The following is a 13,521-nucleotide window of genomic DNA, read 5'->3' on the forward strand; positions in this document are numbered from 1 at the left end:
TTGTTATTGAACAAGGGATTGATACTGTTCTAGAACATGGTCAATGCGCTTCATTAATTTATCTGCCCCTAATAAAAATAAGGTTTGAGGTAGATCTGGACCATGAATTTGACCTGTTGCCATGACACGAATAGGCATAAACAGAAGTTTCCCTTTTTGACCCGTTGTTTTTTGTACCGCCTTCACCGCAGCACTAATGGTTTCGGGTGAAAAACTCTCGATTTGTTGGAGCTCAGCTTTGAACACACGAGCGACTTCTTGGACCTGCTCTCCTCTGAGAACTTCCTTAGCCTCTTCGTCAAACTGTACTTCCTCTTGGAAAAATAAAGAGGAAACCTCGACAATGTCAGAAGCTGAAGTTAATTTCTCCTGTAGTAACGCAATCAAATGAGTAGCCCATTCTCTTTGCTCTGGACTTAACTCCTGAGGCAGCAACCCTTTTTTTTGTAAATGAGGCAGAGCTAGAGCCACTATTCTTTCCGTATCAGCTTTTTTGATGTAGTGATTATTCATCCAAGCAAGCTTCTCCGTATCAAATACAGCTGGGCTCTTAGAGAGACGTTCTGCCTTAAAGATGTTGATGAACTCTTCTTTAGAGTAAATCTCATTCTCACCCTCTGGGGACCACCCTAATAAAGCAATAAAGTTAAATAAGGCTTCTGGTAAATAGCCAAGCTGTTCATATTGTTCTATAAATTGAATAATCGACTCATCACGCTTACTTAGCTTCTTCTTCTGTTCATTGACGATCAGCGTCATATGCCCAAAAATAGGAGCTTCCCAGCCTAAAGCTTCATAAATCATGAGCTGTTTAGGTGTATTAGATATATGGTCATCTCCGCGCAAAACATGAGAAATTTTCATCAAATAATCGTCGACCACTACCGCAAAATTATACGTCGGAATGCCGTCTTTTTTGACAATGACGAAGTCACCAAAACCATTTGATTCAAAGGAAACCTGACCCTTAACCATATCATCAAAAGAAAATATTTTGTTTTCAGGAACCCTGATTCGAATACTTGGAATACGTCCCTCGGCTTCAAAAGCAAGGCACTCTTCTTCTGTTAGATGACGATGCTTCCCAGAGTATTGAGGCATCTCTCCCCGTGCCATTTGTTCTTCTCTTTCCTTTTCCAACTCTTCCTCTGTGCAATAGCATTTGTAGGCAAGCCCTTTATCTAATAGCTCTTGCCAATATTTCTTATAAATGTCTAAGCGTTCCGTCTGACGATAGGGACCATAGCCCCCGTCTTTATCAATGCTTTCGTCCCATTCGATTCCTAACCAGCGCAAATAGGTCAATTGATTTTCTTCCCCGCCAGCAATGTTTCTCTTCACATCAGTGTCTTCAATGCGGATAATAAATTGCCCATTATTGCTTTTGGCAAATAGGTAATTAAATAAAGCAGTTCGAGCATTCCCAATATGTAAATGTCCTGTCGGGCTTGGAGCATAGCGCACCCTTATTTGGCTTGTCATTATATTCACCTTCCGTTGTCTACTATGTATTGTATTGTAAAGTTCTCTATGTTATCGGTCAAGAGATTACGCCTCTCGTGTTACCAGAACAACTGCTTGAGCTGCGATTCCTTCCTCGCGCCCGGTAAATCCTAGCTTCTCCGTTGTCGTTGCTTTCAAATTGATTCTTTCCGTATCTACCTCAAGCGCACTGGCAATTCGTTCGATCATGCTTGGTAAATACGGCGCCATCTTAGGTTTCTGAGCAATAATGGTAGCGTCAATATTTCCAAGGGAATACCCTTTACGCTCCGCTAACCTCCAGACGTGCTGTAGAAGCTTATAAGAATCAGCATCTTTATATTCTGGATCAGTATCAGGAAAATGCTTCCCAATATCTCCTTCCCCTATAGCTCCTAAAATAGCATCACTAATGGTATGTAGAAGTACGTCCGCATCAGAGTGTCCCAATAAGCCCTTGTCATAAGGAATTGTCACACCTCCAATAATTAAGGGGCGGCCTTCTACTAGCTGGTGAACATCAAAGCCTTGTCCTATTCTAAATCCCATCCTTCTGTCTCCTCTTTTGTAAGATAAACTCCGCCAGATCAATATCCTCTGGAGTCGTTAGTTTGATATTATGATAGCTTCCTTGTACAATCCGAATTGGGTAGCCTAAGCGTTCAATCAATGCGGCATCATCAGTAGCTAGAATACCTTCTTCTTTGGCTTTCAAGTGCGCTTGCACAATATCCTTATAGAAAAAACTTTGCGGTGTTTGGATTGCCCATAGCTTTGACCTGTCTAATGTTTTTTCTATGATCAGAGATTTATCTGCTTGTTTAATCGTATCTTTCACCGGCGCGGCTAATAGAGCAGCCCGATCTCGCTCTGTGGCTAAGATCACTTGATCAATCTCCTCTGGATGAATAAAGGGTCTTGCTCCATCATGAATTAATACCATATCTGGCTGGGAATCAGGTGCGTAGCTAAGTAAACCATTGCAAACACTCTCCTGCCGTTCCGCTCCACCGATCACAAGTTTACACACCTTGGTGAGCTTAAATGTTTCTATCATGGCGGTTATTTGCTTTTGATCATCCTGACTCACAACAAGGACTATATTTCTTATCCTCTCATGTTTCTCCCATACTTTCAAGGTATGAACAAGCACAGGGATTCCTTCTAAAGCTAAAAACAATTTGTTATGCCCTAAACCCATTCGCTTCCCTTGACCTGCTGCACATATCAGAACATCAATTTGCATCTCTCTTCCCCCTACGAATTACAATAGAAAGACTGTTGATTCTCATCAACAGTCTCCTTTTTTATACATACCTAGCTGTAACATTCAAATAATAACATTATAATGCCTTCTCTAGAAGCTTAGGTTTGGCAAATATCATTCGACCTGCCGAAGTTTGTAACACACTGGTTACGAGCACTTCAATCTCAGCTCCAATATGTTCCCTGCCTCCTTCAACGACAATCATGGTTCCGTCATCAAGATATGCTACACCTTGACCATGCTCCTTACCGTCTTTAATGACTTGAACAGTCAATTCTTCTCCAGGCAATACTACAGGTTTCACTGCATTTGCTAAGTCATTTATATTTAGAACAGGAACTCCCTGCAATTCGCACACTTTATTTAGATTAAAGTCATTTGTAACAACCTTACCATTTAAGACTTTCGCTAGCTTCACTAGCTTACTATCCACTTCTTGAATTTCTTCAAAATCTCCTTCGTAAATATGAACCTTAATGGCCAGTTCCTTCTGAATTCGATTTAATATATCTAACCCTCGACGACCTCTATTTCGTTTCAATACATCGGATGAGTCCGCAATATGCTGTAATTCCTCTAACACAAAACCTGGAATCACCATGGTTCCTTCAATGAAACCTGTTTTACAAATATCAGCAATACGCCCATCAATAATCACACTTGTATCTAAAATCTTATGTTCCACATTTTGAACATACTCACTCTTTTTTTCTTTACCAAGACGCCCTAATGTAAATAATGATAAAATCTCATCGCGTTTTTTAAAGCCCACTTGAAAGCCTAAATATCCGAGAAAAAAGGAAATAAATACGGATAAAATTTGTCCTACAATAGAAAAAGAGCTAATTGGTGAAATTAGTAAAAAGGCAATAATAAGACCTGCTATTAATCCCATTGCTCCAAACAAAATATCCGTAACTGGGGTTTTGACGATCTGCTCTTCCCCCCACCTGATCAAACTGACCATATAATCGGCTAACCAAGATGTCGATAAAACAACTACAACAGCTACAACAATCGCATACACAAATGAATCTCCTGTAAATCTAGAAGACTCCAAGCCAACATTCATCATTTCATTCAATAGCGAAACAGCCTTGTCACCATATTGGTATCCAATCACCGCTCCGACTATAGCAAAGAAAAGCTGTATCATTCTTTTTAACACGATTATTCACCTCCCCTATCATTATTGACCGTTTTTCAAATTCAAAACCTTTTTCGTCAAAAAAAGGCGTCACATGGACGCATCTCTTTCTTTGATCAACCCATCTAGCAATGTGAAGACTTCTTTTGATTCTAGGTTTTGAACCAGAGCCATCTCACTGATTAAAATTTGTTTTGCTTGATCTAACATTTTCCGTTCGCCTGTTGATAAGCCCTTGGCTCGATCACGTATCATCAGACTGCGAACGACTCCTGCTACTTCGTATATATCGCCACTTTTAATTTTGTCCATATTGGCACGATAACGTTGATTCCAATTTGTTGCAAGATCCTGTTCTTGCTCACCCAGGATATCCATCACTCGATTGATGGCTTCATTCTCCACTACTTGACGTAGACCGATATGATTTACATTTTCCATAGGAATCATGACCTTCATGTCCCCTATAGGCATTCGCATGACAAAGTACTTTTTCTTCTGTCCTAAAATCTCTTTTTCCTCGATTCCTTCTATGACACCTGCACCATGCATGGGATAAACCACTTTATCTCCTATATCGAACATCATGTCACCCCCAAGTAAATATCCAATATCAGGATACCACAAACCTAGAAACAATGTCAAATTTAAAACTAAAATATTAGCACAAAAGGATTACTATCGTCAATACTTTTTTCCTAAATTATTCATTTTATTTTTGACTTTTTAGGTCTGCGAAGTCTGCGTCTTTTGACTAAACCATCGACACTTTTCTTCACCCCATATAAGGCATACAAGACTAACGGGACAAAAACAATCATTGGAAATTTTGAAGGGAAGACAAAGGCTACGACAGCTATCAGTCCCACAACTAAGGGTGTAATCCAAAAAGCAGCTCTAGGAACACCTACTTTTTTGAAATTTGGATATTGAATGTTACTTACCATGAGAAAGGATAGAGCCACCATCCCCATCGGTAAAAGTATTTCCACGAAAACCTCATGATAGAGAGCTAAAGTAGCTAATACTCCTCCCGCTGCTGTAATAGGGAGTCCCGTAAAAAATCCAGGAGCACTATCTTGTACACTAAAGCGTGCCAAACGCAAAGCACCACATATTGGAAATAAAGCTGTTATTATAATACCCCAAACTCCATAGCTTTGTAAAATAACAAGATACATGATAATGGCAGGGGCTACTCCAAAAGTAACAATATCTGATAAAGAATCCAGCTCTTTACCAAACTCACTTGCTGCATTTAGCATACGTGCCATGCGACCATCTAACCCATCTAATAACATACCTATGATAACTAAGATAGCGGCATAACTTAAAAATGTTGAATGTTGATCAACTGCGCCTTGAACAGCTAATATAATGGCCATAATTCCTAAAAATAAGTTTCCAACAGTAAACATACTAGGAATACTTTTAATAAACATGACTCCTCCACCTTCTATCCGTCTCACATCTATCTATATCATTCGCAGTAACGTCGGTTACTATTAGATGTGGCGATCAATAAACATCTGTTCCTGTATTCTCATTAACCCATCTTTTATCGCTCTTGCACGCACTTCTCCAATACCGTCAACTTCGTCTAACTCCTCTATGGTAGCCATCATCACTTGAGGTAAGTATTGAAACTGCTCCACTAAATTTCCAATAATCATCGAAGGTAGCCTTGGAATCTTATTTAAAATTCTATAGCCCCTTGGTGAAATGGTTTCCTCTTGGATATTGATGGTCCCACTATACCCTAATAGACGAACAACAGTATTATTTTCTAACAACTCATCGGCAGATAATTTCTTCAATTCAGCAAGCACACTGGCAGGGTCACAGCACTGGTCTTTGCAATAGTCTTTGATTAAGAGGTACGTTTCTTCCTCCACATTGGATACAAGCTCCTCTAATTGCATGCTAATTAAGCGCCCTTCCGATCCAAGCTCATTAATATAGCGATTAATTTCAGCCTTAATTCTTAGCACCATTTCTATTCGGTGAATCACCATGGATACTTCCTGTAAGGTAACAAGCTCTTCAAATTCCAAAGCCCCTAGGTTTGTCATTGCTTGATCTAATACTGACTTATACTTCTCTAAGGTTTGAATCGCTTGATTTGCTTTTGTTAGGATCACTCCAATGTCTTTCAAGGCATAACGAAACTGTCCTTGGTACAAGGTGATGACATTTCTTCTCTGCGAAATCGAAACCACAAGTTGGCCCGTTTGTTTGGCGACTCGTTCCGCTGTACGATGCCGAATTCCTGTTTCACCAGAAGGAATAGAGGAGTCAGGAATAAGCTGAGCGTTGGCAAATAAAATTCTTTTTCCATCGTCACTGAGAATAATGGCTCCATCCATCTTGGCTAGCTCATATAAGCTAGCTGGTGAAAAATCACTATCTATGGAAAAACCCCCATCTACAATATTCATGATTCCCTCACTATATCCAAATACAATAAGGCCTCCTGTTTTGGCCCTCAGAACATTTTCAAGTCCGTCTCGAATCGCTGTACCTGGAGCGACAAAACGTAAAACAGAACTCATGACATCTCTTTTTTTTATCTCTGACATTATTCCTTCCCTCCAAAAACAGCATCTAACGCCTCACTAACAGATTCGACTCCAATCACTTTCATTCCTTTAGGAGCTGTCCAACCAGTCGTATTTTTCATTGGAACGATGACTCTTTTAAACCCAAGCTTGTGAGCCTCTAAGACCCTCTGTTCTATTCGAGACACTCCCCTAACTTCTCCCGTTAAACCAATTTCTCCGATGACCACATCATATGGGCTTGTAGGTTTATCTCTGAAACTAGAGGCAATACTAACCGCGATCCCTAGATCTAGTGCAGGTTCATTCAGTTTCACACCACCCGCCACATTGACATAGGCATCTTGATTCTGTAGTAATAATCCCACTCTTTTCTCTAGAACAGCCATGATCAGCGAAACACGATGATGGTCCACACCTGTAGCCATTCGACGAGGTGTGCCAAAGCTAGTTGGGGATATTAATGCTTGTAATTCGACTAAGACAGGGCGAGTTCCTTCCATACTCGAAATAACAATGGAACCTGCCGCTCCATGAGCCCTTTCTTCTAGAAACATTTCAGATGGGTTAGAAACCTCATCCAAACCAAATTCTTTCATTTCAAATATCCCTATTTCATTCGTAGATCCAAAACGATTTTTGACAGACCTAAGGATACGATAGGTATGATGACGCTCTCCTTCAAAATATAAAACAGCATCCACCATATGCTCCAATAAACGTGGTCCAGCAATCGTACCTTCCTTCGTCACATGACCCACGATAAAAATAGCTACCCCTTTTGTTTTCGCTATTTTCATAAACGTAGCGGTACACTCTCTCACCTGTGCGACACTACCAGGGGCTGAGGTGATATCCTCTTGCGATACTGTCTGGATGGAATCAATAATGACGACCTTAGGCTGTACTTGCTCCATCTGCTCCGCTATTACATGAACATCTGTTTCCGCTAAAATATATAGCTCATCAGAATCAATTCCCAAACGATCCGCTCTCATTTTGGTTTGACGGATCGACTCTTCTCCCGATACATACAAAACTTTATGAGTTTGTTTACTCAATATCCCGGAGATTTGGAGCAGCAGTGTCGATTTTCCTATCCCTGGATCTCCTCCTACCAATACTAAAGAGCCTGGGACGATCCCGCCCCCTAAAACCCGATTCACTTCTTCCATCGAAGTCGAAATACGAGGTTCATCGCTAGACACAATCTGAGTGATCGGGATCGGCTTAGATTGAGTGCGAGCTCCTGTCTGGAATGTTCTATTTTTTGATCATGAATTATTTTTTCTTCTACCATGGAATTCCATTCTGCACACCCCGGACATTTTCCCATCCATTTGGGTGATTCGTATCCACAATGTTGACATACAAATACCGTTTTTTTCTTCGCCATTATGTATCACCTATGTTAAATGTACCATTTTCCTAGGCTAAATAAAAGAACCGAAGTCAGGTGACCAACTTCAGTTCTTTTTATCATGCTAAAGGATACGTATTTATTTTATTGTTTGATGGATTCTTTTTTTGTTACTTTTAATTCTCCATCTACTTCATCAATGACCACCGAATCTCCTTTTTTAATATTGCCAAGGAGTAATTCTTCAGATAGTCGATCTTCTACTTGGCGTTGGAGGGCTCGACGTAGTGGTCTGGCTCCATATTGAGGGTCAAAGCCTTCTTTGGCAATGTGACGAAGGGCGGCATCTGTCAGAGTGATTTCAATCTCTTGCTCTTTCAAGCGTTTTTCTAATTCTTTTGCCATAAGCCCTACAATTTCTTGGATGTGAGGCTCTTCTAGGGAATGGAACACAATAAGTTCATCCACCCTATTGAGAAACTCAGGTCTAAAGGTACGCTTTAATTCACCCATGACTTTATCCTTCATATTCCGATAATCCTGCTCTTGATTCCCTGCATTGAAGCCTAATGTAGAGTTTTTCTTAATCATATCCGCTCCCACATTGGAAGTCATGATAATAGCTGTATTTCTAAAGTCAACCGTTCTGCCCTTGGAGTCTGTGAGCCTTCCGTCTTCGAGCACCTGAAGTAAAATATTAAAGACATCTGGATGGGCTTTTTCAATCTCATCCAGTAAGACAACAGAATAAGGCTTACGTCTTACCTTTTCCGTTAATTGTCCTCCTTCTTCATAACCCACATAACCAGGAGGGGAGCCAACTAATCTTGACGTAGAATGCTTCTCCATATATTCTGACATATCAATTCGGATCGTTGCATTCTCATCTCCAAATAAACTCTCAGCTACAGCCCTCGCTAGCTCTGTTTTCCCTACCCCTGTAGGTCCAAGGAAAATAAATGAACCAATAGGACGTTTTGGATCCTTTAGCCCTGCACGCGCTCGACGAACCGCTCTGGAGATCGCCTTCACGGCTTCCTCTTGCCCTATCACTCTCTTATGCAGGATTTCCTCCATTTTGATCAAGCGTTCTGTTTCTTCTTCTGCCAGCTTACTCACTGGGATTCCAGTCCAGCTAGCGACGATTTGAGCAATATCTTCGCCTGTCACTTCGGAATCGGTTTGTCCTTGAATCTCTTTCCACTCGTTTTTGTTTTTCTCCAGCTCTTCACGAAGCTTTTGCTCCGTATCACGTAGGGATGCCGCCTTCTCAAACTCCTGGCTTTGTACGGCTGCGTCCTTTTCTTTCTTGATTCCCTCTAATTTTTGCTCCATTTCTTTTAAATTAGGAGGAGCTGTATATGATTTTAAGCGTACTTTGGATGCAGCTTCATCAATCAGGTCAATGGCTTTGTCTGGTAAGAAACGATCGGTAATATAGCGATCAGATAGCTTTACTGCTTGCTCAATGGCCTCATCTGTTATCTTCACACGGTGATGAGCTTCATAACGATCTCTTAGACCCTCTAAGATCTGAACTGCCTCATCGTTCGATGGCTGATCCACTGTAATCGGTTGAAAACGACGCTCCAAGGCTGCATCCTTCTCGATATATTTACGGTATTCATCTAATGTGGTGGCTCCGATACATTGTAATTCTCCACGTGCCAAGGAAGGCTTCAAAATATTAGAGGCGTCAATAGCTCCTTCTGCCCCTCCTGCTCCTATTAAGGTATGCAGCTCGTCAATGAATAAAATGACATTTCCAGCCTGACGAATTTCATCCATGATTTTCTTTAGACGATCTTCAAATTCACCACGATACTTGGTCCCTGCCACCACAGTTCCCATATCTAGTGTCATAACTCTCTTATCACGTAATGTTTCAGGAATTTCATTATTGACAATGCGTTGAGCCAGCCCTTCAGCAATGGCTGTTTTTCCTACTCCAGGCTCTCCAATGAGGACTGGGTTATTTTTTGTCCGGCGACTCAATACTTGAATCACACGCTCAATCTCCTTGCTTCTTCCGATAACAGGGTCTAATGCTTCTTCTCTAGCAACGGCGGTAAGATCACGTGCCAAGCTATCTAAAGTAGGGGTATTAGCATTGGCATTCTGACCTCCTTGAGCGTTGGCTGCTGTTGTTTCATTTGACCCTAACAATTGCAGTACCTGCTGCCTTGCTTTATTTAAGCTCACGCCTAAATTATTTAATACACGTGCGGCAACTCCTTCACCTTCACGAATCAACCCAAGCAAAATATGCTCTGTCCCAACATACGTATGACCCAGTTTTCTCGCCTCATCCATAGAAAGCTCAATCACTTTCTTGGCTCTCGGAGTATAATGGATGTTTTGACTGCCTTCAGATCCTTTGCCAATCAAGGTTTCGACTTCTTTTTGGATTTTATCCATATCTAAATTCAATGCTTGTAGCGCCTTAGCTGCTATTCCTTCTCCTTCTCGAATCAGTCCCAGAAGGATGTGTTCCGTTCCAATATTATTATGCCCTAAGCGGATGGCTTCTTCTTGAGCTAATGCTAATACCTTCTGTGCTCTCTCTGTAAAACGTCCAAACATCATATAAATCCCTCCAATTTTACTTATTCACTAAGCAATAATCTTTCTCTAATTAATTTAGCTCTGCGCTCATCTCGTTGTTCCGGAGAAAGTGTCTCCCCTGCATATTGTTGTAAAAATCCTGGTTGAGTAAGAACAATAAGTTCATTTAAAATGGTCGATGATGTCCCTTTGATTAAGCCTAAATCGATACCCAGACGAACATCAGATAGCCTCTGAGTTGCCTCCTTTGACTCTATAACGCGAGCATTGGATAGGATACCGTATGAACGGTAAATACGATCTTCTAGTCTTAATCTCGAGCTTTCTAGGATGGATTTTCTTGCTTGACGCTCCTGCTCTATTAATTGTTTTGTAACATTGGCTAGATCTTCTATAATTTCTGTTTCTGAACGTCCTAAGGTAATTTGATTTGAAATCTGAAATATATTACCTAAAGCATCACTGCCTTCACCATAAATCCCACGAACAACAAGTCCTAACTGATTAATAGCAGGCAGGATGCGATTCATATGCTGTCCCATAACTAGGGCAGGCAAATGCATCATGACAGAAGCTCGTAATCCTGTCCCTACATTCGTTGGGCAACTCGTCAAAAAACCATACTTCTCATCAAAGGCAAAATCAAGATGAGATTCAAACCAATCATCTAAGCTATTTGCTTGATTCCAAGCACCCTCAAGCTGAAAACCAGGAAATAAGCATTGAATACGGATGTGATCTTCTTCGTTTAACATAATACTCACGGATTCATTTTCGCTTAATATCACGGCACCAGCCTTTGACTCGTCAGCTAAATTTGGACTAATCAGATGTTTTTCCACTAGGACTCTTTTTTCTAAAGCTTTCAGTTGACTCATTGTAAGCAGTGTTAGAGATCCCAGCTCTTTTTGAGGTTCACTCTGATTTGTGATTCCTCCCACTGATTCTGTGACCTGTTCTAGCTGTTCCTCTGTAGCAATCAGTGGAAAGGGAATCGAATTTAGGTTGCGGGCCAATCGAATACGGCTACTAATAACAATATCCGATTCAGGCCCATCTCCTCTCATCCAGTCGCTTAATGCATTTTTAATAAACTTTTCAAGTGACATGTCCCATCACCCTCTTACTTATTTAATTTAGACTCTAATTGCCTAATCTCATCTCGTAACTGTGCCGCTAGTTCAAATTCTTCATTGACTATAGAGGTTTGTAGCTTTTTTTTCAAATGATCCAGTTCGCGTCTCATCTGTATGACACTCCCTGATCTTCGAGGTATTTTCCCATAATGAGCTACATTGCCACTGTGAACTCGGCGAAAAATGGGTTCTAATCTTTCTCCAAAGGTTTCGTAGCATGTTGAACAACCAAATCGTCCACTTCTTGAGAACTGAGAGTAGGTTAGCCCACAGCTATTACAACGTAACGGTTGTGTGGTTTTTTGGCTAAAACCTGGTGAATCGAAATTTAATAGACCTGATAAGAGGTTATGAATAGAAAACGTGTTATCGACTCCTGGAACAGCTTCTCCTTTTTCTTTAGCACATACTTCACAGATATGAAATTCTGTTTTTTCTCCATTGATTATTTTGGTAAAATGCAAAGTAGCTTGTCGTTGACCACATTCCTGACAGATCATGTTTCTCCCCTCCTATTTATACATAAGAGAAATTATCATTGCTTTTAAAAGTTTCGAACGAAGTTGATCTCGGATTTGAATTTGAAATGATAAGATATTTCTGTGAATAACGGACTTCATAATTCTAGCTTCCCGTTCTGTCACAATCCCAACCTCCAATAATCGATCAATAATATCCTCTGAGGTTGCTTGAGGTATCTCATCCTCAATCATATCTAGAACCATTTGCATGAATTCTTGATTTTTAATTAATTGAACTTTTTGTATGCGAATAAATCCGCCTCCACCTCGCTTGCTTTCCACAACATACCCTTTTTCAACTGTAAAACGAGTGTTAATAACATAATTGATTTGAGAAGGCACACATTGGAATTTATCAGCTAGTTCACTACGTTGAATCACGATAAATCCACTCTTACTCTGTTCTAAAATTAGTTTGAGGTGATTTTCAATTACATCAGATATATTTCTCATCATCAACCTCCAAACATATACAATCTTTTTTGACTTTGACTATCTTTGACGTTACCTAAATTATACTGACTTTTTTTTTATTTTGCAAGTGAGCTATTATATATTCTGTAGTCGTTAAGAGTTTAATATACCTATAAAAAAAAGCGACCCTATATATGATCGCTCATGACTTCGATATGGTCACTTCCTTCACACCACGAATCGTCTTTAATTCATCCACAATAACCGCTATAGAAATAGCATAGGGAATACGGATACCAATAGACAGATACATATATCCTTCTTCACTCTCTTTACGGTCTTCAATGGCTATTTTTCTTATGCTGATGTTTTTCTTCCCTAATAATGTAGCAATCGCTCCTAACTTTCCAGGAGTATCTTCTACTTTTAAATAAATTAAATGTAAATGACTTTTCTTAATCAGGAGCTCCTCTAATCTCATTAAAAAAACCAAACTCAACAGAACTAATACCGTAGCTAAAATCGCTCCATAATAAAAACCAGCACCCAATGCTAGGCCTATTCCTGCTACAACCCAAAGCGAAGCCGCCGTCGTCAACCCCCGTACAGTGCCTCCGTGAACCAATACTTGTTCCAGCCCCAAGAAAACCTATTCCACTCACAACCTGTGCTGCCAATCTGGCAGGATCCGATACGACAAAGTTTTGATGTTCATTAAAAAACTCTTCAAATCCATACATAGAAATGAGCATAATTAAAGCTGAGCCAACACACACTAAAATATGAGTCCGAAAGCCCGCAGGATGATTATTTTGTTCTCGCTCAATCCCAACAATGCCACCTAATATAGTTGCCAAAATGAGGCGAATAGTGATCTCATCATAATTTGAAGACGTAAACATTTGCCATATAGAGATTAAATAGTCCATTTCTATCCGCCCCTTCTTTTCTTATACTTATATATATGAAAATGATTAAGATTAAATATACCATAGTTTTATTTTTTTTAAACCTGTTAGAAACAAGATGCACAAAAAAGACACCCTTATTAATAAGGTGTCTTTTTCTATT

At 40.1% G+C, this 13,521-nt stretch carries 13 protein-coding genes and 1 pseudogene; all 14 read right to left on the reverse strand.

The genetic code is table 11. The annotated features are described in order from the left end of the window. Window positions 1-3: 3 nt before the first annotated feature. Complete coding sequence (gltX, locus tag JCM10596_RS16730; RefSeq protein WP_025028125.1) at window positions 4-1,482, reverse strand: glutamate--tRNA ligase; 1,479 nt, start codon at window positions 1,480-1,482, stop codon at window positions 4-6. 66 nt (window positions 1,483-1,548) lie between these two features. Further along, a complete protein-coding gene (gene ispF, locus JCM10596_RS16735) occupies window positions 1,549-2,031 on the reverse strand; it encodes a 2-C-methyl-D-erythritol 2,4-cyclodiphosphate synthase (RefSeq protein WP_025028126.1) in 483 nt (160 codons plus the stop codon). Next, entirely contained in the window at window positions 2,021-2,728 is a 708-nt protein-coding gene (gene ispD / locus JCM10596_RS16740) for a 2-C-methyl-D-erythritol 4-phosphate cytidylyltransferase (protein ID WP_025028127.1), read from the reverse strand. Before ispD ends, ispF begins: the two co-directional genes overlap by 11 nt. Before the next feature lie 97 nt (window positions 2,729-2,825). Beyond that, window positions 2,826-3,917 (reverse strand): PIN/TRAM domain-containing protein, encoded by a 1,092-nt coding sequence (locus JCM10596_RS16745; RefSeq protein ID WP_025028128.1) that lies wholly within the window; start codon window positions 3,915-3,917, stop codon window positions 2,826-2,828. Between the two features lie 69 nt (window positions 3,918-3,986). After that, the gene (locus JCM10596_RS16750) at window positions 3,987-4,484 is read right to left on the reverse strand and encodes a CarD family transcriptional regulator (RefSeq protein WP_234410540.1); all 498 of its coding nucleotides are present in this window, start codon (window positions 4,482-4,484) and stop codon (window positions 3,987-3,989) included. 119 nt (window positions 4,485-4,603) lie between these two features. Continuing rightward, window positions 4,604-5,338, reverse strand: a complete 735-nt coding sequence (pssA, locus tag JCM10596_RS16755; protein WP_025028130.1) for a CDP-diacylglycerol--serine O-phosphatidyltransferase — start codon at window positions 5,336-5,338, stop codon at window positions 4,604-4,606. 63 nt (window positions 5,339-5,401) lie between these two features. Next, window positions 5,402-6,475, reverse strand: a complete 1,074-nt coding sequence (gene disA / locus JCM10596_RS16760; protein WP_025028131.1) for a DNA integrity scanning diadenylate cyclase DisA — start codon at window positions 6,473-6,475, stop codon at window positions 5,402-5,404. After that, window positions 6,475-7,850: pseudogene (gene radA, locus JCM10596_RS26075) on the reverse strand (DNA repair protein RadA). Before radA ends, disA begins: the two are co-directional and overlap by 1 nt. Before the next feature lie 108 nt (window positions 7,851-7,958). After that, on the reverse strand, window positions 7,959-10,400 hold the full coding sequence (clpC, locus tag JCM10596_RS16770) for an ATP-dependent protease ATP-binding subunit ClpC (RefSeq protein WP_025028132.1): 2,442 nt from the start codon (window positions 10,398-10,400) through the stop codon (window positions 7,959-7,961). A 20-nt stretch (window positions 10,401-10,420) separates the two neighbouring features. Next, window positions 10,421-11,488, reverse strand: coding sequence for a protein-arginine kinase McsB (gene mcsB / locus JCM10596_RS16775; RefSeq protein WP_025028133.1), 1,068 nt, complete (start codon window positions 11,486-11,488; stop codon window positions 10,421-10,423). 14 nt (window positions 11,489-11,502) lie between these two features. After that, window positions 11,503-12,015, reverse strand: a complete 513-nt coding sequence (mcsA, locus tag JCM10596_RS16780; protein ID WP_025028134.1) for a protein-arginine kinase activator protein McsA — start codon at window positions 12,013-12,015, stop codon at window positions 11,503-11,505. Between the two features lie 12 nt (window positions 12,016-12,027). Beyond that, window positions 12,028-12,489 carry a CtsR family transcriptional regulator gene (locus tag JCM10596_RS16785; RefSeq protein ID WP_025028135.1) on the reverse strand — a complete coding sequence of 154 codons (462 nt, stop codon included), beginning with the start codon at window positions 12,487-12,489 and terminating at the stop codon, window positions 12,028-12,030. Between the two features lie 163 nt (window positions 12,490-12,652). After that, window positions 12,653-13,000 carry an ACT domain-containing protein gene (locus tag JCM10596_RS31470; RefSeq protein ID WP_369345661.1) on the reverse strand — a complete coding sequence of 116 codons (348 nt, stop codon included), beginning with the start codon at window positions 12,998-13,000 and terminating at the stop codon, window positions 12,653-12,655. Next, window positions 12,906-13,379, reverse strand: a complete 474-nt coding sequence (locus JCM10596_RS31475) for an MgtC/SapB family protein (RefSeq protein ID WP_369345662.1) — start codon at window positions 13,377-13,379, stop codon at window positions 12,906-12,908. Before JCM10596_RS31475 ends, JCM10596_RS31470 begins: the two co-directional genes overlap by 95 nt. Window positions 13,380-13,521 lie beyond the last annotated feature (142 nt).

The organism is Caldalkalibacillus mannanilyticus JCM 10596 (assembly GCF_000615945.1).
GTDB lineage: Bacteria > Bacillota > Bacilli > Caldalkalibacillales > JCM-10596 > Bacillus_AT > Bacillus_AT mannanilyticus.

Excerpts from the sequence above, each read along its gene's own strand:
- gltX (WP_025028125.1), bottom strand. The coding sequence starts at position 1,482 with ATGACAAGCCAAATAAGGGTGCGCTATGCTCCAAGCCCGACAGGACAT.
- ispF (WP_025028126.1), bottom strand. The coding sequence starts at position 2,031 with ATGGGATTTAGAATAGGACAAGGCTTTGATGTTCACCAGCTAGTAGAA.
- ispD (WP_025028127.1), bottom strand. The coding sequence starts at position 2,728 with ATGCAAATTGATGTTCTGATATGTGCAGCAGGTCAAGGGAAGCGAATG.
- JCM10596_RS16750 (WP_234410540.1), bottom strand. The coding sequence starts at position 4,484 with ATGATGTTCGATATAGGAGATAAAGTGGTTTATCCCATGCATGGTGCA.
- pssA (WP_025028130.1), bottom strand. The coding sequence starts at position 5,338 with ATGTTTATTAAAAGTATTCCTAGTATGTTTACTGTTGGAAACTTATTT.
- disA (WP_025028131.1), bottom strand. The coding sequence starts at position 6,475 with ATGTCAGAGATAAAAAAAAGAGATGTCATGAGTTCTGTTTTACGTTTT.
- clpC (WP_025028132.1), bottom strand. The coding sequence starts at position 10,400 with ATGATGTTTGGACGTTTTACAGAGAGAGCACAGAAGGTATTAGCATTA.
- mcsB (WP_025028133.1), bottom strand. The coding sequence starts at position 11,488 with ATGTCACTTGAAAAGTTTATTAAAAATGCATTAAGCGACTGGATGAGA.
- mcsA (WP_025028134.1), bottom strand. The coding sequence starts at position 12,015 with ATGATCTGTCAGGAATGTGGTCAACGACAAGCTACTTTGCATTTTACC.
- JCM10596_RS16785 (WP_025028135.1), bottom strand. The coding sequence starts at position 12,489 with ATGAGAAATATATCTGATGTAATTGAAAATCACCTCAAACTAATTTTA.
- JCM10596_RS31475 (WP_369345662.1), bottom strand. The coding sequence starts at position 13,379 with ATGGACTATTTAATCTCTATATGGCAAATGTTTACGTCTTCAAATTAT.